Annotated in this window: 25 protein-coding genes; 12 read left to right on the top strand and 13 right to left on the bottom strand. The window is 43.2% G+C overall.

The features are described 5' to 3' along the window. The first annotated feature begins 6 nt into the window (after window positions 1-6). The 3 genes from IRJ18_RS01745 to IRJ18_RS01735 are packed head-to-tail and all read left to right on the top strand — an operon-like array spanning window position 7 to window position 1050. Window positions 7-417, top strand: a complete 411-nt coding sequence (locus IRJ18_RS01745; RefSeq protein WP_194104481.1) for a hypothetical protein — start codon at window positions 7-9, stop codon at window positions 415-417. 12 nt (window positions 418-429) lie between these two features. Next, window positions 430-630, top strand: a complete 201-nt coding sequence (locus IRJ18_RS01740) for a helix-turn-helix transcriptional regulator (protein ID WP_194104480.1) — start codon at window positions 430-432, stop codon at window positions 628-630. Window positions 631-663: 33 nt separating this feature from the next. After that, window positions 664-1050: a VOC family protein gene (locus tag IRJ18_RS01735; protein ID WP_194104479.1), complete on the top strand. Its 387-nt coding sequence runs from the start codon at window positions 664-666 to the stop codon at window positions 1048-1050. Here IRJ18_RS01735 and IRJ18_RS01730 read toward each other — a convergent pair whose 3' ends face one another. Beyond that, window positions 1051-1875: a patatin-like phospholipase family protein gene (locus tag IRJ18_RS01730; protein ID WP_194104478.1), complete on the bottom strand. Its 825-nt coding sequence runs from the start codon at window positions 1873-1875 to the stop codon at window positions 1051-1053. A gap of 127 nt (window positions 1876-2002) precedes the next feature. Here IRJ18_RS01730 and trmD point away from each other — a divergent pair, with 127 nt between their 5' ends. Next, a complete protein-coding gene (gene trmD / locus IRJ18_RS01725; RefSeq protein WP_194104477.1) occupies window positions 2003-2677 on the top strand; it encodes a tRNA (guanosine(37)-N1)-methyltransferase TrmD in 675 nt (224 codons plus the stop codon). A gap of 45 nt (window positions 2678-2722) precedes the next feature. Here trmD and IRJ18_RS01720 read toward each other — a convergent pair whose 3' ends face one another. Next, on the bottom strand, window positions 2723-4369 hold the full coding sequence (locus IRJ18_RS01720; RefSeq protein WP_194104476.1) for a M28 family metallopeptidase: 1647 nt from the start codon (window positions 4367-4369) through the stop codon (window positions 2723-2725). 154 nt (window positions 4370-4523) lie between these two features. On the opposite strand from IRJ18_RS01720, the gene IRJ18_RS01715 reads away from it, so the two are divergent. Continuing rightward, window positions 4524-5216: an SIMPL domain-containing protein gene (locus IRJ18_RS01715; RefSeq protein WP_194104475.1), complete on the top strand. Its 693-nt coding sequence runs from the start codon at window positions 4524-4526 to the stop codon at window positions 5214-5216. Window positions 5217-5432: 216 nt separating this feature from the next. Beyond that, window positions 5433-5846, top strand: coding sequence for a hypothetical protein (locus IRJ18_RS01710; RefSeq protein WP_194104474.1), 414 nt, complete (start codon window positions 5433-5435; stop codon window positions 5844-5846). 4 nt (window positions 5847-5850) lie between these two features. On the opposite strand, the gene IRJ18_RS01705 is transcribed toward IRJ18_RS01710, so the two are convergent. After that, window positions 5851-8307 (bottom strand): DUF5686 and carboxypeptidase regulatory-like domain-containing protein, encoded by a 2457-nt coding sequence (locus IRJ18_RS01705; protein ID WP_194104473.1) that lies wholly within the window; start codon window positions 8305-8307, stop codon window positions 5851-5853. A 124-nt stretch (window positions 8308-8431) separates the two neighbouring features. Between IRJ18_RS01705 and kbl the strand changes: the two genes are divergently transcribed. Genes kbl through IRJ18_RS01685 form a run of 4 tightly spaced genes read left to right on the top strand, consistent with a single transcriptional unit; the run spans window position 8432 to window position 11700 of the window. Beyond that, on the top strand, window positions 8432-9622 hold the full coding sequence (gene kbl / locus IRJ18_RS01700) for a glycine C-acetyltransferase (protein ID WP_194104472.1): 1191 nt from the start codon (window positions 8432-8434) through the stop codon (window positions 9620-9622). Between the two features lie 41 nt (window positions 9623-9663). Next, window positions 9664-10695, top strand: coding sequence for a phenylalanine--tRNA ligase subunit alpha (pheS, locus tag IRJ18_RS01695; RefSeq protein WP_194104471.1), 1032 nt, complete (start codon window positions 9664-9666; stop codon window positions 10693-10695). Continuing rightward, the gene (locus tag IRJ18_RS01690; RefSeq protein WP_194104470.1) at window positions 10695-11114 is read left to right on the top strand and encodes a Rieske (2Fe-2S) protein; all 420 of its coding nucleotides are present in this window, start codon (window positions 10695-10697) and stop codon (window positions 11112-11114) included. Before pheS ends, IRJ18_RS01690 begins: the two co-directional genes overlap by 1 nt. Window positions 11115-11118: 4 nt before the next feature. Beyond that, on the top strand, window positions 11119-11700 hold the full coding sequence (locus IRJ18_RS01685; protein ID WP_194104469.1) for a TetR/AcrR family transcriptional regulator: 582 nt from the start codon (window positions 11119-11121) through the stop codon (window positions 11698-11700). Window positions 11701-11750: 50 nt separating this feature from the next. Here IRJ18_RS01685 and IRJ18_RS01680 read toward each other — a convergent pair whose 3' ends face one another. The 8 genes from IRJ18_RS01680 to IRJ18_RS01645 all read right to left on the bottom strand — a co-directional run bounded on the left by IRJ18_RS01680 (window position 11751) and on the right by IRJ18_RS01645 (window position 19360). Further along, complete coding sequence (locus tag IRJ18_RS01680) at window positions 11751-12437, bottom strand: peptidoglycan DD-metalloendopeptidase family protein (protein WP_194104468.1); 687 nt, start codon at window positions 12435-12437, stop codon at window positions 11751-11753. Between the two features lie 16 nt (window positions 12438-12453). Continuing rightward, window positions 12454-12825 carry a 30S ribosome-binding factor RbfA gene (gene rbfA / locus IRJ18_RS01675; protein ID WP_194104467.1) on the bottom strand — a complete coding sequence of 124 codons (372 nt, stop codon included), beginning with the start codon at window positions 12823-12825 and terminating at the stop codon, window positions 12454-12456. Window positions 12826-12907: 82 nt separating this feature from the next. Beyond that, entirely contained in the window at window positions 12908-13327 is a 420-nt protein-coding gene (locus IRJ18_RS01670; protein WP_194104466.1) for a hypothetical protein, read from the bottom strand. A 10-nt stretch (window positions 13328-13337) separates the two neighbouring features. Then, entirely contained in the window at window positions 13338-14564 is a 1227-nt protein-coding gene (locus tag IRJ18_RS01665) for an FtsX-like permease family protein (RefSeq protein WP_194104465.1), read from the bottom strand. Between the two features lie 85 nt (window positions 14565-14649). Further along, on the bottom strand, window positions 14650-15288 hold the full coding sequence (locus IRJ18_RS01660; RefSeq protein ID WP_194104464.1) for an MBL fold metallo-hydrolase: 639 nt from the start codon (window positions 15286-15288) through the stop codon (window positions 14650-14652). Between the two features lie 144 nt (window positions 15289-15432). Next, entirely contained in the window at window positions 15433-16860 is a 1428-nt protein-coding gene (gene dnaA, locus IRJ18_RS01655; protein ID WP_194104463.1) for a chromosomal replication initiator protein DnaA, read from the bottom strand. 416 nt (window positions 16861-17276) lie between these two features. Further along, entirely contained in the window at window positions 17277-18827 is a 1551-nt protein-coding gene (locus tag IRJ18_RS01650) for an acyl-CoA mutase large subunit family protein (RefSeq protein ID WP_194104462.1), read from the bottom strand. A gap of 2 nt (window positions 18828-18829) precedes the next feature. After that, a complete protein-coding gene (locus IRJ18_RS01645; protein WP_194104461.1) occupies window positions 18830-19360 on the bottom strand; it encodes a DUF7935 family protein in 531 nt (176 codons plus the stop codon). Between the two features lie 97 nt (window positions 19361-19457). Here IRJ18_RS01645 and IRJ18_RS01640 point away from each other — a divergent pair, with 97 nt between their 5' ends. Further along, window positions 19458-19811, top strand: coding sequence for a HesB/IscA family protein (locus IRJ18_RS01640; RefSeq protein ID WP_194104460.1), 354 nt, complete (start codon window positions 19458-19460; stop codon window positions 19809-19811). 61 nt (window positions 19812-19872) lie between these two features. Here the strand turns inward: IRJ18_RS01640 and IRJ18_RS01635 are convergent, their stop codons facing one another. Then, the gene (locus IRJ18_RS01635) at window positions 19873-20613 is read right to left on the bottom strand and encodes a TlpA family protein disulfide reductase (RefSeq protein ID WP_194104459.1); all 741 of its coding nucleotides are present in this window, start codon (window positions 20611-20613) and stop codon (window positions 19873-19875) included. 146 nt (window positions 20614-20759) lie between these two features. Between IRJ18_RS01635 and IRJ18_RS01630 the strand changes: the two genes are divergently transcribed. Next, window positions 20760-21998 (top strand): ABC transporter permease, encoded by a 1239-nt coding sequence (locus tag IRJ18_RS01630; protein WP_194104458.1) that lies wholly within the window; start codon window positions 20760-20762, stop codon window positions 21996-21998. An 89-nt stretch (window positions 21999-22087) separates the two neighbouring features. On the opposite strand, the gene IRJ18_RS01625 is transcribed toward IRJ18_RS01630, so the two are convergent. After that, entirely contained in the window at window positions 22088-22834 is a 747-nt protein-coding gene (locus IRJ18_RS01625; protein ID WP_194104457.1) for a tyrosine-protein phosphatase, read from the bottom strand. Window position 22835 lies beyond the last annotated feature (1 nt).

The raw sequence follows: 22835 nt of genomic DNA, 5'->3' as shown, positions 1-22835 counted from the left end.
ATCACAATGAAAACACGCTTTTTATTTCCCTATTATTTTAAGTTTATTGGCATAGTGCTATTTCTGGTACATGTGCCGCTGGTAATGTTCTGGAGGACCGGACATAGTAGTCCCGAACATGGCTTTCTAAGTCCGCACCACTTATTCTTTATTTTTACGGTTGTGTTGATGGTAACCGGCCTGGTGATGATCGCCTTCTCTAAGGAGAAGATAGAAGATGAACAGATCACCCAATTACGTTTGGATTCCTTACAATGGGCCATCTATCTGAATTATTTCCTGCTCATCGGGTCCCTTGTGTTTACTACCGCTGCCGATTATAAGGATATCCTGAGTGTAAACCTGTGGCTGCCGTTAATGTTTTTCATTATTCGTTTCCGGTGGATGCTGTATCGTTTAAACCGTTCATTAAATTAAATTTGGCCCGTTATGACAAACAACATCCGCGTTGAACGCGCCATAAAAAACATAACCCAGGCCGATTTGGCCGAACTGGTTAGTGTATCGCGGCAAACGATTAACACCATTGAGAGTAACCGCTATGTTCCATCAACAATACTGGCCTTAAAAATTGCCCGGGTTTTTGGCAAACCTGTGGAGGAAGTATTTATATTAGAGGAAGGAGATTAATTGAAAGTCGGAAAGTAAGGCATAAATTATCATATGAAAACACAAACATCCTTCGCACCTATGCTACGCATACGCAATGGCGTAACCGATCTTGATTTTTATAAGAACGCCTTTGGCGCGGTAGAGCATTTCCGCATTAATAATGATGACGGTACTGTGCATGTGGCCGAATTTGATATCGATGGCGCCGTATTTCATATTCACGAGATATACCCGCACACACAGGATTTTGACCCAGCCGCACACACAGGTGTGGTAACCGTTGGGCTATTTACTGATGATGTGCATAGTGTATTTGACAGTGCAATTGCTGCCGGGGCACGCACTGTTATGCCTGTAACCGATTTTGAATACGGCTATCGCCAGGGCGAATTGGTTGATCCGTTTGGGCATAAGTGGATCATTGAAAAGAAGCTGTAATTAACGGCGGCCAAGCCTTTTTGCAGGGTTAAGTTCGGCAATAAGATTTTTCAATACCTCGTTACTTTTAATAGCTTTCAGGCCTTCTTCGTAACCTATTAAAAATATTTCTTCGGCAGCTTCGGTATCAAATATGCCATAGCCGCCTAAGCCATGGGGCTCAATAATAACATCACACAATTTTTTATGCGGATCTAAACTGGCATTAATGGCAATCATGGCCGCTCGGTCTATCATACTACCGAACGATTTGATATTGGTTACCGAAGGTAAATGATTGCAAAACGAGCCAATGATCAGGTCGCAATTACCTACTAATGGTTCAACAGGAAAATTGTTAAGGATACCGCCGTCGACATACATATGGTCGTTAATAATAATTGGCTTAAAAATGCCTGGCAAGCAGCACGCTGCTAATATGATCAGGTCTAATTCACCATCGGTAAAGTAAACCAGTTTACCTTCGCCAAAGTCGACAGCAGCAATAGTGATCTTGATCTTTAATTTTTCAAACGAGTTATGTGGGATGTAACGGTTTAGTAAAAACCTGGCATTCAATATAGATACCAGCCCTGTGTGGCCCAGTGATGGGCGCAATAACCTGAATAAACGTGTTTCTGTAATGATCTTTAGAAAATCGCGTGGCGAATATCCTTCAGCAAAAAAGGCAGCTGCAATAGCTCCCGCACTTGTGCCCGAAATGTGCGAAAATTGAATGCCATGATCGGTAAGTGCCTGGATTACCCCTAAATGAGATACTGCCCTGATGCCGCCGCCTGATAAGGCTAATCCTATTTTAGGGGGTGTTTGGTGTTCTGTATACATAATTATTAGACGGTTTTAAAGATATAAAGTTTATAGTTAAACGATGTTTACGCAACTTACTTATCGCTATTTATTCGTCCGAAAAACTAATCGCTAATCTCTGCTTGTTAATCTCTAAATTTGCCCCATGCGTTTTGATATCATTACCGTTTTGCCAGGTTTGCTGGAAAGCCCTTTTGCCCATTCTATTTTGCAGCGTGCACAAAAAAAAGGCATTGCCGAAATACACGTGCATAACCTGCGCGATTATGCTACTAACAAACAAAAAAGCGTAGACGACTATCCTTACGGCGGTGGTAGCGGCATGGTGATGACCATTGAGCCCTTTGCTGCCTGCATAGGGAAATTAAAAGCAGACCGTGAGTATGATGAAATCATCTTTCTATCGCCCGATGGTGAAACGCTGAACCAGGGCATCGCCAACCAGCTTTCTATTAAACAAAACATCATTTTGCTATGCGGGCATTATAAGGGGATCGATCAGCGCATACGCGACCTGTTCGTAACCCGCGAGATATCTATTGGTGACTATGTATTATCGGGCGGAGAACTGCCCGCAGCGGTGCTGGTTGATGCCGTGGTGAGGCTGATACCCGGCGTATTATCTGATGAGACCTCGGCGCTGTCCGACTCCTTCCAGGACGATATGCTGGATGCCCCGGTATATACACGCCCCGCCGATTGGAACGGCCATCGTGTGCCCGATATACTACTTAGCGGCAACACCCCCGAAATTGAGAAGTGGCGTTTTGAACAAGCGCTGGAACGCACCCGGCAAAGAAGGCCAGATCTTTTGAAATAACTTCTTTGTATAGCAACTGCCGGTATGTCTTAAAATCTTAATCTCTTACTTCGCCCTTATCGATTTATCTCTAATCGCTTTAAATTCCGATCCTGCTTTCCAGCCGGGCCATGTAGTTTCGTTGGCCAGTTTGGCGCCTAAACGGTAAAGTATATCGGCGGTCTGTACCATGCCGGTCACATCCATATCCGGCGAATAATTATCAGATGGCTGATGGTAATGGTTGCTGGTATAATCTTCCTCCTGTTTCAGGCCCCACTCTTTGCCATGGGCTTTGCTGTCGGTACCGCCATTAATATCCAGGGCAGGGATACCAACCTTGGCAAAATTAAAATGGTCTGAACGATAGTAGCTGCCCGCGCCTGGTTTAGGGTCGCCAACCAATACACGGCCATCCGCCTTAGCCAATTCGCCCAATTCATCTTCCAGTTCGTTTTGGCCTTTGCCGGTTACAGCAATATCGTTGCTTTCGCCATAAGGGTGCAATGCATCCATATTTAAGTTAGCCACAGTTTTATTTACCGGGAAAATTGGATGGGTAGCATAATATTCCGAGCCCAGCAAGCCCTGCTCTTCGGCAGTGACCGACAAGAATACAATAGATCTTTTCGGTTTCTCCTTTGCGTTAATGAAAGCTTTGGCAATGGCTAAAATAGCTGCACTGCCGCTGCCATTATCAACCGCGCCGTTATATATACTGTCGCCCTTGGCATCAGGTTTTCCAATGCCCAGGTGGTCCCAATGTGCCGAATAGATAATGTATTCGCCTGGCGAAGTACTTCCTTTAAGCATAGCCACCACATTGTGCGATGTTGAATATTTTAACTTGGTTTTCAAAGACATAGATATGCTTGAATTCAGCGGTACCGCCTTAAAATCTTTTTTACGGGCATAAGCGCGGATATCGCCGGTAATGCCGGCTGCAGCGAACAATTTATTGGCGGCTTCTTCCTGTATCCAACCTTCTACCTTGCAGCGGTTCATGTGCTTGTCGGTTTGGGTCAGTTCCAGCTTGGCGCCGGTGTTGCTGGTATTAACCACCTGCCATGGGTAACTGGCGGGTTCTGTTTGGTGTACAATTAGCACACCTGCCGCACCCTGACGGGCAGCCTCCTCATATTTGTAGGTCCAGCGGCCGTAGTAGGTCATGGTATCCCCGTGGAATAATGTTTTATCGCCCGACTTAAAACCCGGATCGTTTACCAGCACCACTACCGTTTTGCCTTTTACATCTAACCCGGCATAATCGTTCCAGTGATATTCAGGTGCAACCACACCATACCCGGCAAATACCAGTGGCGAGTTTTTCAAAGCAACTGTATCAACTTCGCGGCGGGTAAGGGCCACAAAATCGGCAGAGGGGTTTAGCGTTAAGTTAATTTTACCGCTAACCTGTATAGGCGAGGGCGTGCTGGTGATCTCAACCATGGGCACATCCTGAAAATAGCTGCCATTGTTACCAGGTTTCAGCCCCAATTTTTTATATTGTTCGGAAAGGAATTTAATGGTTTTTGTTTCACCTTCGGTAAAAGGCTTGCGCCCCATCAACGAATCGTTAGCCAATACGGCCAGGTTACTTTTAATATCATCGCCGCTAATAGTGGTGGTGGTTTCATTTTTTTTCGGCTGATTGCATCCTGCCGCTAAAGCAAGCGCTGTAATAACCAACAGGTGGGGTTTATTAAACTTCATATGTAATGGTTTTATCAAATGTAAAAACAAATAGCTTGTTTATCAATATACTGCCGCAGCAGGCAAAAAGAAATGCAACAATTGTGTAACAAATTTGTTAAGGTTGTGGATTTTTGCCGTTCGTACCATCCATCCCATAAATAGAATAAATAATATGAAAAAGATAAGCACACTGATACTATTAGTATCGATAGCATTAACCGGATTTGCGCAAACAGTTGACCTACGCCGAAAAATTGAAGTGAACGGAACAGCAGAAAAAGAGGTAACCCCCGACATTATTAATGTCTCCATTACGTTAAAGGAATACATGGATGGAAAAAATAAAGTCACTATCAGCCAGCTGGAAAATCAGTTGGAAAAAGCTGTTAACGAGGCTGGTATACCTAAGGAAGATTTCACAATAAATAATCTTTCATCGTACAATTATGTATATCAAAAAAAGAAAAACCCCGACTTTTTGGCCAGTAAACAATATGGCATAAAGTTCCATGACTTAAATCATTTCAACCAGATAATGAGCAAGTTAGATGCAAAAGGTATCCAATCGACCAATATTGACAGCTACGATTATTCAAAAATTAACGACTTGAAAAATGAGTTGAAACTAAAGGCTTTGTTGTCTGCTAAAGAGAAGGCTGCCTACCTGTTAAATGGTATTGGTGAAAAGCTTGGCATGGCAATTAATATTGTTGAAAATGAGGACAGTAATTTCCCTTCGCCCCGGCCGGTTATGTACATGGCTAAGGCCGCAATGGCCGATGGCAACGTTGCCGAATCGGACATTGATGTTAAGAAGATCAAGTTAAGTTTCCAGGTACATGCCGTATTTGAAATAGCCAAATAATTAAAACTTTTATGCCCATAAATTGTAAAGCACGCGTTTTATACAACTTATGGGCATATTTATTACGAGTATTATAGGCTCTTTTCTTGCATCTTAAGCTAATTAAGTGCTTGACAAACTGGTTTTTACGTGCTATATTTAAACTACAAAACTTTTTTTCACCTTATGCCGTAAAAGTGTGTGGAAAACTTTTGTACACAAACTAACTTTTAGCGCATGATCCGTATTAAATCAGGCAAACTATTGGTTGTAGCCCCGGCTACATCGGCTGTTCCCATCCCATCGAAGAAACAGGTGATCCATATCACTAATCCCGATCGGATCTTCCCGGTTATACATGCACAGTTGCCAGATAGCATTGTGCTGGATTATGAGCTGCTGGGCCCGCAAATGGAAAAAGTTTTGCGCCGTTTAAGCAGCAACCCTTTTTACCATAAAATTAAAATACATTGCTACAAGCCCGCCTCGCACACCAAGGTTGATGATTTTTTGCATACGCTTGGGGTAAGATATTTTATATATGCCGAGGATATAAAACAACAGCCTGTAAAGAAAAACAAAACGGTTAAAGCATTAAGTGAAATGCTGGAAGCCCGGATGATCAGCCCAATGGCCGAAGCCAGCTATTAACTGTTTATTTTAAGCCGTAAAATATACGGATACCCTGGGTAACTTTGCGGTTGCCGTTGTATGCAAAACCATAATCAAAACGCAGGAACAGGCGTTTAATCCCGAAATAGAACTCATAATAATTATTTTTATTTCGTTCTGTAAGATAGTTGGCCCCTATCACCTCCTCTAACTTAAGCGACCGTACCCCTGGAATATTATTAAGCAAATTCCCGGTAAAGTTGTGCTCAAAATGGGCTTCAACAAAAGCGCTGTTTGCACTATTGGTATAAAATGGCAAATACCGGAAACTTCCGATAGTGGGATCGAAAACCGTACCCTGGTTACCCAGGAAGTGATTGAAATCCATAAAGTATAGTTTATTGCTGTTTAAAAATGTCCCTGCTGATATTTTGTAGGATGAAAAGCCAAGCAGGCCTTCTGAAACCCGGTCATCGAAAATATCGGCAGATACCAGATCATAATCCACTCCCGAATTTAATATTCCGCTAACCCCTTTGCGGTAATTAAGCCGTAGTTGCGGAAGTTTCGGTTGTTCATAAACCCGCCCTGTTGGCCTGGTAACATATCGCTGATCAAAAGTGAATAATAATGAAGCTTTAAATGTAAGTGCATTATGATGGGGGAACAATGGCGATTCTTCTAATGGTGTTAAGGGATTGTTCGAAGTATATTGTTTGTTGGGATTATCAAACCAATGGTTAGCAGATGTATTATACAATTGGTCGCGGGTTGCATAGGAAAGCTCTGTATTAAACAAAATACCATCGGCTAATTCATGCTCCCAGCCCAGCCTGCCATAGCGCGAACGGTAATATTTAACGAAATTACTTTCACTGAGTAATGTACTTAAGGTATTAAATGTAAGTGAACGGGTACCCACATCACTCAGGTCAAGTATATCGCTGCCGAAGGCTACAAAGTATGTCCCTTTGTGCGGTGGATCATAATGATAGGCAAAGTTTACATTGGCATTGAACATTTTGTTAGAGAACCCATAGCGCAGCGCCGGTGTAATAGCGTATGAACTACCATTTTTAAAGGTCTTTGTAAATTTCACTTTGGGTATTAATCCATATCCTTCAACCGTATTAAAATATATAGTCTGATAAAACGGATACACGTAAAAAGCTTCACCTTTGACCCGGTTACTATGTTGGTACCCCGTAATTGTAAAGTTAAAAGGGCTTAACTGGTTGTTAGCATGTTCCAGCGAATCCAGGTAGGGTAACGATTGCCTGATGGTTGTTATACTATCCTTTTTTCTATAATCCTTAGCTTCCTGTAGCGTTAAAGGTAACGGACGTGTTTGCGCCCAATAGTTACTGTCTTTCTTATTGGCCGCCGTGTCTATCCGCATAATTTCAGCATTAAAATAACCATCGGGGAACTGGGGATCCAGGTTATAGTTATTAAAAATTACGGCGTAATAGCCTTCAAATTTAAAACCCAAAACATCGCCTTTAAAATTAAACTGGGTGGCGCCGGGCATCCAGATACTATCCCTTACCGGCATATATTGCTGACTGATCTCCAGGGTGTCTACCAGGTTGATATTAGCATCTTTTGTAATTAAAAGGTCGCTGCCATAAATGCGCCAGTCATCTTCTACAATATATATCACTCCGCGGAAAACGGGATCGTGTCTGCGTTTGGGTATTACCTGTATCTTGTCAATTGTTTTACCATTTTCGGTTGTAGAACCCAGCAGCTTATAATTATAAAAAAGCATTGCTTCAGACGCCACCGGCGAAACAAAACCACGCGCACTTAAACCGGGTACATGAAATAAATTGTGATAAAAATTTACTTTCATGTCCGATGCCTTGTTGTAACTGAAAGCAGTGTTTTGCCCGGCTACTTTCGAGGCAATCATTTCTTCTTTAACCTTATTAGGCTGTTTAAAACTGTAATTTGATAACGACTCCGACTGATAAAGTATCCCTTTGCCGGTACTATCCAGTTCCAGAATATTTGAAACATCGCGCCCCAACAACTTTTTAGGGGCCTTTACCAACTTTTGCACGCCCTTGATATAAACTACGGCGCTGTATTCTTTAACTTGGTTTAAGTAAAACTCCCGCTTATTGATCACCTGCCGCATAATCTCTTTACCGGCATTACCGCGCTGAGACCGGATGTTCACCGTTTTAAGCAGGAAACTGTCGGGTATCATCTTCACATCGCGCAATTCGTCGTGGTTACCAATGGTAATATTTTCTATTCGTTCCTTATAGCCCACAAACCGGTATATCACATTGTAATTACCGGCCTTCAGGTTAAACGAATAATACCCATTTTCGTTAGCTGATGTACCGTAGGTGGTATTTTTAATATAAATGGAAGCAAAGCCGATAGGTTTATTTTGCAAATCGGTAATGCGACCCGATAGCTGATAGGTTTGCCCGGCGGCTTTTAAGGCAAACAATAAAATAACCAGTAAGCGTAAAAATTTACTCATAAAACTATACTTCATAAGTACAAATAGGGCTAAAATGTTTTATGCGCGCATAATAAATTCAATGCCAAACCTGCTTTAATGCCCGCTAAATGCTTAATTTTGATGTTTTAAAATCACAACGCTTATGTATGATACTTTGAAACCTGTGCTTGAACAGGAATTAGCCGAAATAGAAAAAGCCGGGTTATATAAAAGAGAACGCATCATCACTTCGCCGCAAGGGGCTGATATTACCGTGCAGGGCGGGCAGCAGGTGATTAATTTTTGCGCCAATAATTACCTTGGGCTATCGGGCAATGCAAAAGTTATTGAGGCTGCAAAAAAAGTAATGGATACGCATGGCTACGGCTTATCATCAGTACGTTTTATTTGCGGCACACAGGATATACATAAGCAACTTGAGCAAAAAATAGCCGAATTTTTAGGCACAGAAGATACTATACTTTACGCCGCGGCATTTGATGCCAACGGCGGCGTGTTTGAACCGCTTTTTAATGAACAGGACGCCATTATATCCGATGAGTTGAACCATGCTTCTATTATAGATGGTGTGCGCCTGTGCAAAGCCCAGCGCCAGCGTTACAAGCACGATGACATGGCCGATCTGGAAGAGAAGTTAAAAGCTACTGCCGATTGCCGCCATCGCATTATTGTAACCGACGGGGCATTCAGTATGGATGGCACCATTGCCCAGTTGGATAAAATTTGCGACCTGGCTGATAAATACAAAGCACTGGTAATGATAGACGAAAGCCATTGCTCAGGTTTTATGGGGAAAACCGGTCGCGGCACGCATGAACATCACCAGGTAATGGGCCGTATCGATATTATTACCGGTACACTTGGCAAAGCGCTGGGTGGTGCATCGGGCGGTTTTACATCCGGCAGGAAAGAGATCATTGATATGCTGCGCCAGCGCTCGAGGCCGTATTTATTTAGTAATACGCTTGCCCCTGCTATTACCGGTGCATCAATTGCTGTGCTGGATATGTTAAGCGAAACCACCGAACTGCGTGACAAACTGGAAAGCAATACCAAATACTTTCGCGAGGCTATGACGGCCGCAGGATTTGATATTAAACCGGGCGTACACCCTATTGTGCCTGTAATGTTATATGATGCTAAGCTATCGCAACAGTTTGCCGCTAAAATGCTGGAAGAAGGTATTTATGTAATTGGTTTTTATTACCCGGTAGTACCACAGGGCAAGGCCCGCATCAGGGTACAGATCAGCGCCGCGCACGACAGGCATCACCTGGATAAGGCTATTGGTGCCTTTACAAAAGTGGGCAAAGAGCTTGGCGTGATTAAGTAATGATAACTTATGTTAAATTTGCAGCTCAGTAATTTATTATAATGCAAGACCAGATCAATCAATATACTGTAGAAATAGAAGAATTTGCGCCGGCAAACGCCGCGCAGCTGGAAGAATATCGTATCCGTTTTTTAGGTACCAAGGGAATTGTGAAAGACCTGTTTGAGCAGTTTAAAGCGGTTAGCCCTGAAGAGAAACGCGTATTAGGTAAGGTATTAAATCAATTTAAACAACTGGCCGAAGCTAAATATAACGAGTTTAAGGATGGCTTTGAATCAGAAGGCCAAAACGGTGCTGCCGATATTGACCTGACACTACCAGGCGAAGGTTTTGCTGTTGGCTCGCGTCATCCGTTATCGCTGGTGCGGAACGAGATCATCGATATTTTTAAACGTTTAGGTTTTGTGGTTGCTGAAGGCCCCGAGATAGAGGACGACTGGCATAACTTCTCGGCACTTAATTTTCCTGAAGAACACCCCGCGCGCGATATGCAGGACACTTTTTTTATTAAAAAGGAAGCGGGTAATGATATAGCTTTACGTACCCATACCTCATCGGTACAGGTGCGGATGATGGAACAGGGCAAACCACCGTTCCGTGCTATTATGCCGGGCCGCGTTTATCGTAATGAAGCTATCTCTGCCCGGGCACATTGCTTTTTCCACCAGGTTGAAGGTTTGTATATTGATGAAAATGTATCCTTTGCCGATTTGAAGCAAACACTTTTCCATTTCGTTACCGAACTGTATGGCGAGGGGACAAAAGTGCGTTTTCGGCCGTCGTATTTTCCATTTACCGAACCATCGGCCGAGATGGATATTTCCTGTACCATTTGTAAAGGCAGTGGCTGTAACATGTGTAAATATACTGGCTGGGTGGAGATTTTGGGTTGCGGGATGGTTGACCCCAACGTATTAGAAAATTGCGGTATAGACAGTAAGAAATACACGGGTTTTGCGTTTGGTATGGGTATAGAGCGTATTGCCAACCTGAAATGGGTTATCCGCGATCTGCGTTTATTCTCGGAAAACGATGTCCGCTTTTTACGCCAGTTCAAAACAGAAATTATCTAATGACCAAAAAATACGGCTTGCTGGCTATTCTTTCTCTTACGATCTTTTCCTGCGGGAAGGACAGTGGCGATTATATCCCCAGCGTGCCGGTGAATTTCCAGGCGGCCCTGTCTGATACACGGATAAGTAAATTAAATAGCCCCGGGGGCGCTGTAACTGTTAGCGGTTATGGTATAGCGGGTCTGCTGCTGTACCGGGATGCCGTTGGAAATTATCACGCCTACGACCGTTGCAGCAGTTATCAGCCGCAAAATAAATGCGCGGTAACTATTGATGATACCGGCTTTACGGTAACCGACCCATGCAGCGGTTCAAAATTCTCGTTAGATGACGGTTCGCCGGTAAAAGCACCGGCTTCAAAATCCCTGCGTGTTTATGATGCGTATGTAGTTAATTTCCAATTATTTGTAACTAACTAAACGCATGGAAGCCGACAAGATAAAAGAAAGTATAAAAAAGGCCGCGCAGGAACTATTCCGCAAATTTGGTTACCATAAAACCAGCGTGAACGAGATTGCCAGGCGGGCCAAAATAGCTAAGGCTACCATCTACAAATACTTTGATAGTAAAGAGGATGTTTTGCATTCATTGCTGATGGACTATATCCGTGTTAGCGTGGATGACCTGATACATGCCGATAGCCCGGACATGGATGAGGAAGCCCACCTGAACAGCCTTATTATAAAAACCAGCCGTCTTTCTTACACCGTTTGTAACGAGTTTATCGGCTGGGATTTCATTCGTGAATCAACCAATTCGCAGGAATTTCTTAAAAACCTGAGCAACGAACTGGAGGAATTATTAATTGCGTCATTTGCACAATTGGGCGGTATACGCAAACACGACACTTATTTGCAACGCCTTCGTTTTCTGATCAAGTGCAGCAAAAGCATTGTTTTCAGTTTCGCATTTACATCGGTAAGCGATTCGGACGTGCGTAAAAATTTCGTCTCCTTTCAAAAAGAAATTTTACCATACCTGGTTAAAGCAGCCATTACTATTTAAGGTAGTTTTGGCCCGGCAGATATTTGTTCGTTTACCGGAGGTTTGAATAATTAAAACCTCAGTACTAAATTAGGGTCAGGGATATTGGCTTTTAGCTTTTCATGCTCAGAGAAGCGGCCTACGCCCGGATAATCACCTACATACCCTTCCATATCAAACATTAATTGAAAATGCAGGTGCGGCGGCCAATTGCCATTATCAGCGGTATTACCAAACTCGGCTATCTGCTGGTTTTGGGTGATAGGCTTGCCGGGATATAGATCTTCCAGGCTTCCAGTGTTTAGATGCCCGTATAAGCTATAAAGCAGCAAGCCATCCAGGTTATGCTCCAGGATGATCGTTGGGCCGTAGTCACCAAAGTTATTATTATTGTTAAAGCTATGTACCTTGCCATTAAATGGCGCGTAAACGGGCGTGCCTGCCGCGGCCCAAATGTCTATACCCAAATGCAGGCGGCGTGGCTCTTCAGCGCTATTAAACAATTCGCTGCGACTATAAATGGTACGGTGTTCCATATAACCACCAACGCCGTACTTGTAATTGCCTTTCGATAATTTATCATTTACCCAGGCGCTGAAACGATCAGTTTCTATCAGGTCGGTTAATGATAATTCGGTGTTGTTGGCGGTAAAATCAAATGGGTACAGACGGTCGGTAGCCGGATTATAATCCACTACTTTACCAATTGCTTCAGGATGATCTTGTAAGTATCTCGTTAACTGCCCTTGTTTGTCCATGGCGTTTAAAGCCGCTTTATTCGGTTTCGGGCTGCCTGTCTTCTTTACTTATTTTATCAAATATTTTATCCATACGCTCAACATATTCGCTGGTATCATCCACAAAAAACTCCAGCTGGGGTATTACCCTTACCTGGTCTTTAATTCGGGCGCCCAGTTTATAGCGTATTTCGTTAGCGTGCGATTTGATGGTTTGCAGGGCCAATTGGGTATTGCCGCTGTTAAAAAAGCTTAAGAATATTCGGGCCAGCGCCAAATCGGGTGTTACCCTTACTTTGGTGATAGTTACCATGGTATTAGGCAGGTAGTTCATGCCTTCACGTTGAAATATGGCGGCCAGGTCCTGTTGTATTACCCCGGCGAATTTTTGCTGACGTTTTGATTCCATGTTTTAAAGCTTAAAGGTGAAAGTGTAAAAGCCAAAGCTTTACCTTCACCGTGGTTGATTAATGTATTGGGCTTTACCCGTTTTATTTTGCTTTAGGCTTAGTGCTTTCCTGCTTCGGTTCTGTATTGCACATATCGCCGGGTATATCTTTAGTTAGTTTAACCACTTTGGTCACTATTAAAGTGCTGTCAAATTCAGCAGCAGCGCCTTCTTTACCCGACTTTATTTTTCTGCCTTCTACTTCAACATAAACGGGCTCATAAGGTTTTTCGAAATGTAATTGCGAATAGCCCAGCTCTAATTTGGCCGAACTATCTGCCGCCCAAAACTCCTGCTCGCTTTTGCAATCCTTAAACGATTTTACTTCGGGGCCAAAGCTATATAAGCCGCGGTAAATTATCTGAGAAGTTTTTTTAGCAGTTTCTTTTGGCGGGTTGTTATTGCAACTGAAAACCGTTATCAGCATCAGCAATATAAATCCCTTGTTCAATATGGTTTTCATTGTGGTAAGTTTATAATTCGTGCTTTATCTCATCCAATCTTTTTACACTTAGCCTGGCGCTAATGCCCGATGCAATTACGGCAATTGTGCTCACAGTTAAAAATACAATAATAAAATCAATAAACTTAATTGCTATGGGGTAGGCATCCATTACGGTTAATTTGCTGCCCATTTTTATAAAGCCATAGTGCTGCTGTGCCATGCAAAATATCCAGCCTGCAACCAAACCGGCTAAGCAGCCAAACAAGGATATCATCATACCTTCATAAAAAAATATGCCCTGCACTAATTTTTTGCCCGCGCCCAGGCTGGTTAAAATGGCAATATCTTTTTGCTTATCCATTACCAGCATAGTAAGCGAGCCCACAATATTAAATATGGCAATAATTACTACGAAAGTGAGGATCATATAAATAGACCATCGCTCGTAATTCAAAGTTTTGTACAGCCCGGCATTTTGTACTATCCGGTTTTTGATAATGTATTTATTGCCTGCTTTTTGAGCGATCTCTTTTTCTGCCTGCTTTAAATCTGTCCCTTTTTTAAAGTTTAAATTGATAGCCGATACCTGCGTAGGCTCGTCCAGCAGATCGCGGGTGAAGCTAATGGGCGTAACCATAATATCGTCAAAATCCTGCTGAACGGAAAAAATGCCGGCGGGAGAAATGCTGCGCACCACAAACTCATTCAATGGGTTTAATGAACTTACCGCATTGCGCCGGGGCGAATAGATCTGCAGATCGCTAAACCTATCGTTAATATTTACGCCTAAGCTATTTTGCACAATAGCACCAATCACAGCCCTATCCTCACCGCCAGAATGTAAGGTAAACGAACCATCCTGAATAGTACTATCCAACTGGGGGTTTCGTAAAAACTCGTCAGTTACACCCTGTATCGTGCCAATAAATTGTTTGTCGCCATAACGCATCAGGGCCTTCTCCTGCAATACCTCGGTAAACGAAAGCACACGGACATCCTTATGCAGGGTTTTAAAGTAGCCGGTATTCGGGTCGAAAGTTTTTCCTTCGCGTGGTTCTATTCTTATTTCGGGCGTAAAATTACTGTACAGGGATAAAATGACTTTCTCTAACCCGTTAAACGCTGACAGGATAATAATTAATGCAGCGCTGCCCACAAACACCCCAAGCATGGATATGCCCGATATAATATTGATAGCGTGCATTTTTTTGCGCGAGAACAAATATCGTTTAGCTATGTAGATGGAGGTATTCAAGATATGCAAAGATATAAAACCCCCCGACCCCCTGAAGGGGAAGTAAATAAATACTTCTATTCCCCCTTTAGGGGGTTAGGGGGCATTACGTTAAAAACGGATTATTCCGTTTCTCAAACCCGATAGTAGTTTCGGGGCCGTGGCCGGGGTAAACCGTACAATCTTCGGGCAGGGTAAATAGCTTTTCGTGGATATTGCTGATCAATAATTCATGACTGCCCCCGGGGAAATCGGTGCGGCCAATGCTACGCCTGAATAATACATCGCCGCCTACCAAAAAATTCTTCTTTTTATTATAAAAACACAGGTGCGCGGGCGAATGGCCCGGTGCGAAGATCAATTCGAACGTGGTTTGACCAAAAGTTACTGTGCCGGTCTCGGGCAAAAACACTTCCGGCAGAGGCGATGGCTCGTACTGTATACCCATCTCTGCTGTCCAGGCCGGGGCTGCAAGCAATAGTTCCAATTCGCCTTTGTTAAACTGCGGCTTTAAACCATAATTATCAAATATGAATTTATTGCCTAATACATGGTCGTAATGGCAATGGGTGTTTAACAGTATGGTGGGCCTAAGGTCGTTATTCCTGATAAAGTTTACTACCTGGTTCTGATCGAATGCAGTATACATTCCCGGATCGATAATGGCACACTCGCCGCTGTTGTCGTAAACTATATAGGTATTTTCGCCAATAAGGCTGTTCACAAACATTTTAATAGATGACATGGGGTAAAAATACGCAGACCATCTGGCATTTCGGAATTTCAATCTTGAATAATAAACCCTTACAGCAATGACAAATTTAGCATACAAAAAAAGCGACATCCTTTCGGACATCGCTTTTTCAAAAGAGTGATAGTTGTTGTCGGTCTACGACATTTTAAGTTTCTTTTGGATATCGGCAACGTAGCCTTTAAATTTTTTATCAGTATCAATTAAGTCTTCCACAGTTTGGCAGGCGTATATTACGGTTGAGTGGTCGCGGCCGCCAAAGAAATGGCCTATTGATTTTAATGAGCTTTTGGTATGTGCCTTAGCCAGGTACATTGAAATTTGGCGTGCCTGAACAATTTCGCGCTTGCGGGTTTGTGATTTTACCATTTCAATAGGTACTTCAAAATACTCGCATACCAGGTTCTGGATATACTCCATCGAAATCTCCTTGGTAGAGTTTTTAATGAAGTTCTTTAGCATTTGCTTAGCCAGGTTCAGGTCAATCTCCTTACGGTTAAGGGTTGATTGCGCCAGTAACGATACCATGGCTCCTTCCAGTTCGCGCACATTGTTATCAATGTTGTGGGCAACGTATTCCAACACCTCGTTTGGCAAATCAATGCCATCCTGATAAACTTTGGTTTTAAGGATAGCCATGCGGGTTTCCAGATCGGGCACCTGCAAATCGGCAGAGAGGCCCCATTTAAAACGCGACAGCAAACGTTCTTCCAAACCAGCCAGGTCTTTAGGTGCTTTGTCTGATGTAATGATCAGCTGTTTGCCGGTTTGATGCAGGTGGTTAAATATATGGAAGAAAAAGTCCTGTGTTTTCTCTTTACCCGCAAAATTGTGTACGTCATCCATAATCAGTACATCAATGGCCTGGTAAAAATTAACAAAGTCGTTAATGTTGTTATGTTTCAGCGCGTCAACAAACTGTTGGGTAAATTTCTCGCAGCTTACATATAATACTACTTTATCGGGCAGCGAGCGTTTTATCTCGTTCCCTATAGCCTGCGCCAGGTGGGTTTTGCCCAAACCTACGCCGCCATAAATCATAAGCGGGTTAAATGAAGTGCCCCCCGGTTTAGCAGCTACTGCGTAGCCAGCCGAACGGGCCAGGCGGTTACAATCGCCTTCTACAAAATTATCAAAGGTATAGTTCTGATTTAACTGAGGGTCTACATTCAGTTTTTTAAGACCCGGTATTACAAACGGGTTCTTTATATCCTTATTAATTGAAATAGGGATAGGCATCGATTGGTTTTTACCTTCTGCACCATTGCCATTGCTTGGCATGTTGGTGGTGTAGGGTTTACTTGATGATGATTGCTCTACCACAATGTTATATTCTAAGCGTCCGTCCTCGCCCAGTTGTTTCTTTATGGTTTTGCGCAGCAAGCCCACATAGTGTTCTTCCAGCCACTCATAAAAAAACAAACTTGGCACCTGTATCGTCAGGATGCTGCCCTCCAGCCTTAAAGATTTTATAGGCTCGAACCAGGTCTTAAAACTCTGGGCGGGGATATTATCTTTAATGATTTGCAGACAACTATTCCAAACGTTAGTACAAGTTTTTTCCATACGGTTTTCTTAAAATATTGATTTACACCCTTCACAGAAGCTTTCGATGCGACGGTTACGGAACATCGAATATTCAAAAAAAAAAGCTATTAAAAAATTAAAATTTCAAATAAATTTTAATTGTCTCAATCAGCCCAACTGAGGGGGTTTTTACCCTGTTTTTTGTGGATAAATTGGCATTGACAAAGGCCGGTTTTTGATAACTGGCTGACAACGCGCGGCGTTAAAACGCCCAAAGTTACTAACATTGCGCAACAACATTTGTTTTGGGGATATTTGCAGGCAATGCAATTTTAACCATCAATATAAATTATTGATTATTAGTTATTTACACACACAAACAGGTGCCATAAAATATTTTCGTTATACTAAAATTACTTTAAAAAACGCGGGGTAAAGTACAGTTATACAGCCTTTTAATACTCGCCAAACACCTCGCGAAGGGCGTCTGAAACCTCGCCTAAGGTGGCATAATTTTCTACCGCTTCAAGGATAAAAGGCATCAGGTTTTCAGTGCCTTTTGCGGCCTCTTTTAACCGGGCCAAATTGGAGGCTACAATGGTGTTGTCACGGCTATTTTTAAGGGCTTCAATTTGAGCCGATTGCTGCTTGCGAATGGTATCATCAACCCTAAATACGTCGCCGTGGTCTTCTTCGGGCTGGGTAAATTTATTTACGCCTACAATTATCCGCTCGCCTGTTTCAATGGCAGTTTGGTAAGCATATGCCGCGCGGCCTATCTCCTGCTGGATATAATCCTGCTCAATAGCTTTTACCGATCCGCCCATGGCGTCAATCCTGTCTATATATATTTTGGCCGCAGCCTCCATCTCGTCTGTCAGCGCCTCAATAAAGTACGATCCTGCCAGCGGATCGACCGTATCGGTCACCCCGCTTTCAAAAGCGATGATCTGCTGGGTGCGCAAAGCTATCTTGGCTGCTGCCTCGGTTGGTAAGGATAAGGCTTCATCGTACCCATTGGTATGCAGCGATTGTGTGCCGCCCAGTACTGCGGCCATGGCCTGGTTACTTACACGTACTATATTATTATAAGGCTGCTGCGCCGTAAGTGTCGATCCGCCTGTTTGGGTATGGAAACGCAGCTTTTGCGCATCGGGGTGGGTAGCGCCCAACCCGGCAGTAATATGCGCCCACATGCGGCGGGCAGCACGGAACTTAGCTATCTCCTCAAAAAAGTTATTGTGGCAGTTGAAGAAAAAAGATAAACGGCGGGCAAATATGTTAATATCTAAACCTTTTTCCAGCGCGGCCTTTAAATAAGCTTTACCGTTAGCCAAAGTAAAAGCCAATTCCTGTACCGCAGTTGACCCTGCTTCACGGATATGGTAGCCTGATATGGATATGGTGTTCCACTTAGGCACCTCCTTACTGCAATATTCAAATACATCGGTAATTAACCGCATAGACTGTGTTGGCGGGTATATATAAGTACCGCGCGCCGCGTATTCCTTTAGTATATCGTTTTGGATAGTACCGGATAACAGCTTCAGATCGGCACCCTGTTTTTTGGCCAGTGCGATGTACATGGCCAATAATATAGGCGCCGTGGCATTGATGGTCATGCTGGTGGTTATTTTTTGCAGTTCGATACCATTAAACAGCGTTTCCATATCTTTCAATGAATCTATCGCTACGCCAACTTTGCCCACCTCACCTTCTGCCATGGCATGGTCTGAATCGTAGCCTATTTGCGTAGGCAGGTCAAACGCTACAGATAAGCCCATAGTACCCTGGCTTAATAAGTAATGATAGCGTTTATTTGATTCGGCAGCGGTTGAAAACCCGGCATATTGCCGCATGGTCCATAAGCGGCCGCGGTACATATCTTTTTGAATACCGCGGGTATACGGAAATTGCCCGGGCAACTCATTCATGCCCGATGGTTCGGTATAAACTTCCTTAATTACAATACCCGATGTGGTATCAACGCGTTTTTCTTCGGCCATAATTAAAATAATTCTTCCAGGTCCGTACGGATCATGCTTACAGCCGTATCATAGGGGTCGGCCTCCAGCTTGCTCAGGTGCGATAGGATAGCGCGGCTAAAATCCAGCCCGCTTGATCCCTCGGGCAGGCTTTTGGAAACATTGTTAACCAGGTTAAGGGTATCGTCTTTTATCCGTTTTACCAGTTGCCATGCACGGCCGCTCACATAAAGCTGCTGGGTAACGTTATGCTGAAACTCGTTACGCACTTCGCTTACTATTATACTATGCAATTCGGCAGCGGTATAAGCTGTAGCATTTAAGCGGGGTAATAAATTAGCGGGGTTAACACGGTCTATTAATAGCACCACCCTTTCATAAGCCTGTAAACGCAGTGGCAGGGTTTGCGCCGATGCCGATTTTTTCAGATCCAGCAATTGCAGTTTTTCCCGGTTTTCCAGGTAGGGTTTGGCCATGTAAAACGCTACCATTACAATTCCTATCCCTGCTAAAGTAAATTTCAATACCTCTAATAAAAACGAATAGATCATCATGGCTGTTTATAAAATGTTAAGCAGGGGTCATAAATAGGTTTGCGGGAGCAAATTTGGACATTTTACCTTATATTTGAACACATTAATTAAAATTAAGATGAGTACTGTTGTTGAAACTGCGATGGCGCCTGTCAGCTTTACAGAAGGTGCAGTAAAGGAAATCCATAAATTGAAAGATCAGCAGGACCTGGGTGACGATTTTGGCTTACGTGTTGGTGTTGAAGGTGGTGGCTGCTCGGGCATGAGCTATGTTTTAGGCTTCGACCAGAAAAAGGACGGCGACCAGGAGTATTTGATAAACGGTGTGAAGGTTTATATGCACAAAGCACACGGCCTTTATTTAGCCGGCATGCAAATAGATTGGCAGGACGGCCTGAATTCGCGCGGTTTTACCTTTAATAACCCTAACGCGGCCAGCACCTGTGGCTGCGGCACATCATTCTCGGTATAAATATTTTGCAGAATATATACGATAAACAAAAACGGCCCCGAAATTCGGGGCCGTTTTTGTTTTATAATGACGTGCTTTTTTCGCTTTCCTGTATAGTTTTATCCAGCCAATAAGGCCCGTTTTGGTAACCGCCTGAATAATGCAGTTGTACTTTGCCTTGTTTATCTATCACCACATTGGTTGGATATAAATGAATTTTGAACATATCGGCAAAATAACGCCCATCGCCCACTACATGATAAGCCAAGGGGTTCTTTTTTATAAAATCGACTACATCATAATCCTGGTCTAACGCTATGGCTATAAATATCACATTGGGGTTGTCTTTATATTTTAAGGCAAGTTTGTTCAGGTCGGGTATCTCTGCACGGCATGGCGGACAGCCAATAAACCAGTAATTCAGCACTACTGTTTTGCCGGCCCAGTCCTTAGCTTCCACCTTTTTTCCGTTAATATCATGTACTTTAAATGGCTTAATAGTTTCGCCTGTAGTAAAAAACTTGCTGTCCGCCGGGCGTGGCATGCGGGCAAACTTTTCGGCCTTTTGCTGTGCAGTTTGCGGCACTATCATAAACTCCCATTCGCTGTAATCAGGTTTACCATCTTTCATCATCGGACGACTCTTCATAGCGTAATCACCGCTTTGCAGCATTTTTTGCCATATTACATAGGGATAGACCATCCCTGATGAGTCTTTTACAATGCTATTTTGATCCAGTTTTGGCCTCGCGGTGTTTGTGGTTTGTGCCTGTGCAATAATAACTGCTAATAACAGGATGGTAAGAATAATGACCTTTTTCATTTTGGTGTGATTCCTTATTTAGGTTTTACAAGTTACATAATACGGTGTATTTGCACAAATGTTATGGCAATTATTTAAAATACTTCAGCTGTAACAAAGGGGCCTGCACCACAGTCTAAATCCCGTGATTTCACTATCTTTATAATATGGCGGTAAAAACAACATTCAGGGAAAACGTGGCAATTGCGCTGCAATCAATAGGTGGCAACAGGTTACGCACCTCGCTTACAGCCCTTATTATTGCCATTGGTATTACTGCCCTGGTAGGTATATTAACCGCGATTGAAGGTATTCGCCAATTCACTACTGATACTTTTTCGCGCATGGGCGCTAATGCTTTTACTATACGCAACCGTGGTACAGGTATAAAATTTGGCGGTGGCAGGGCCAAGGTGTATGCGCCCATAACCTATGAACAGGCCGTACGTTTTAAACAACGACTTAAAATTCCGGCCACTGTTTCTGTAAATACCTATGCTTCTTTTGCGGCTACCGTTAAATATGGCGATCAAAAAACCAACCCCAACATATCTATTTTAGGCGGCGATGAAAATTACCTGCTTACCGGGGGCTTCCTGCTGGCGTCCGGCCGTAATTTCTCGCAATCCGAACTTGAACATGGCGCTAACGTTGTTATTATTGGCGATGAGATAAAAAACCGCTTGTTTAAAGATGGCGACCCTATTAATAAAATGATACTATTAGGCGCCAACAAATTCAGGGTTATTGGCTTATGTAAGGTTAAAGGTTCAAGCTCGGGTTTTGGCGGCGACCAGCTATGTATCATCCCGCTTTACAAAGCCAAGCAAATTACCACTAATAAAAATCCAACTTACACCATATCGGTTATGGTTGGCAGCGCAGCCGAGCAGGATGCGGCAACCGGCGAAGCAACATCGCTTTTTCGCAACATACGCGGATTACGCATGGGACAGGACGATAATTTTGAAATAACACGCAGCGACTCGCTGCAACAGCAGTTATCCAGCCAGTTAAATGGGATACAAGCCGCCGGCTTTGGCATAGGGTTAATCACCTTAATAGGTGCCGCTATTGGCTTAATGAATATTATGCTGGTATCGGTTACCGAACGTACCCGAGAAATTGGGGTACGTAAAGCCATTGGGGCAACACCGGCTATTATTCGCAAACAATTCTTAATTGAGGCGGTAGTAATATGCCTGATAGGCGGTGTAGGCGGCATACTTTTGGGCATGGGCGTGGGCAACCTGATTGCTGTACAAATTAGCGGGACATTTATTGTACCCTGGGTATGGCTATTTTGTGCCATAGCGCTTTGTACCGGTATTGGCCTGCTTTCAGGCTACTACCCGGCAAAAAAAGCAGCAGGACTTGACCCGGTGGAAGCTTTAAGGTACGAGTAGTTGCTAATGTGCAAATGAGTGGATATTCGAATGATCCTATGATTTAATAATCAATCATCTGCACATAAGCACATTTGCATATCTGCACATTATAAAAGCAGTGTATTCTTTAACGGGTAATCCTCAGCTATCAATTTTTCAAGGTAGGGCATTAGTAATGCCCGTTTAAACGCTTCGGCATGCCGCGGATGGTGCATATCGCTGGATATAAAATCAACCATTTGGTTATCTACCAGCGTTTCTGCTATCCTTTTGGCTTCCGGCCCGTAATAGCCTGTTAACGATATTGTGTTAAGTTGCAGACAACAGCCCCAACTGCGCAGGTTACGCAATTCATCTATAGTTAAATATGAATATCTTTCCGGATGTGCTAATATCGGTTTATATCCCTTATCCAAAAGTTTCTGTACAACAGGGATCATATTGGGTGGTTTGCTTATAAAAGAAAACTCGAATAGTACATAGCCACCTTTCATTACCATCAGGCCATCAGCGTCAACACGGGCTTCAAAGGTTTCATCAAAATAGTGCTCGGCGGCTGCCTCCACAACTATATCAATGCCTTCTTTTACTAATTCTTCTTTTAAAACAGCTAAAGCACCGTTAATAGTTTCGGGCGTGTTCCGGTAGTAATCTATCATAATGTGCGGCGTGGCAATAATTTTCTTTATGCCAAGCTCCATCATTTTCCTGATCAGGTAAATAGATTCTTCAGGGTTTTGCGCACCATCATCAATGCCCGGCAATATATGCGAATGCATATCCACTTGCAGCGTGCTGTAATCGAAGGTGATTGCCTTTTTTAACTTTTCTTTCTTTTTAAAAAGACCGAACATT

Origin of the sequence: Mucilaginibacter boryungensis (genome assembly GCF_015221995.1) — a bacterium.
Taxonomy (GTDB): Bacteria; Bacteroidota; Bacteroidia; order Sphingobacteriales; family Sphingobacteriaceae; genus Mucilaginibacter; species Mucilaginibacter boryungensis.
The sequence above is the reverse complement of the archived record's forward strand: the minus strand, read 5'-3'. Positions and strand labels throughout refer to the sequence as shown.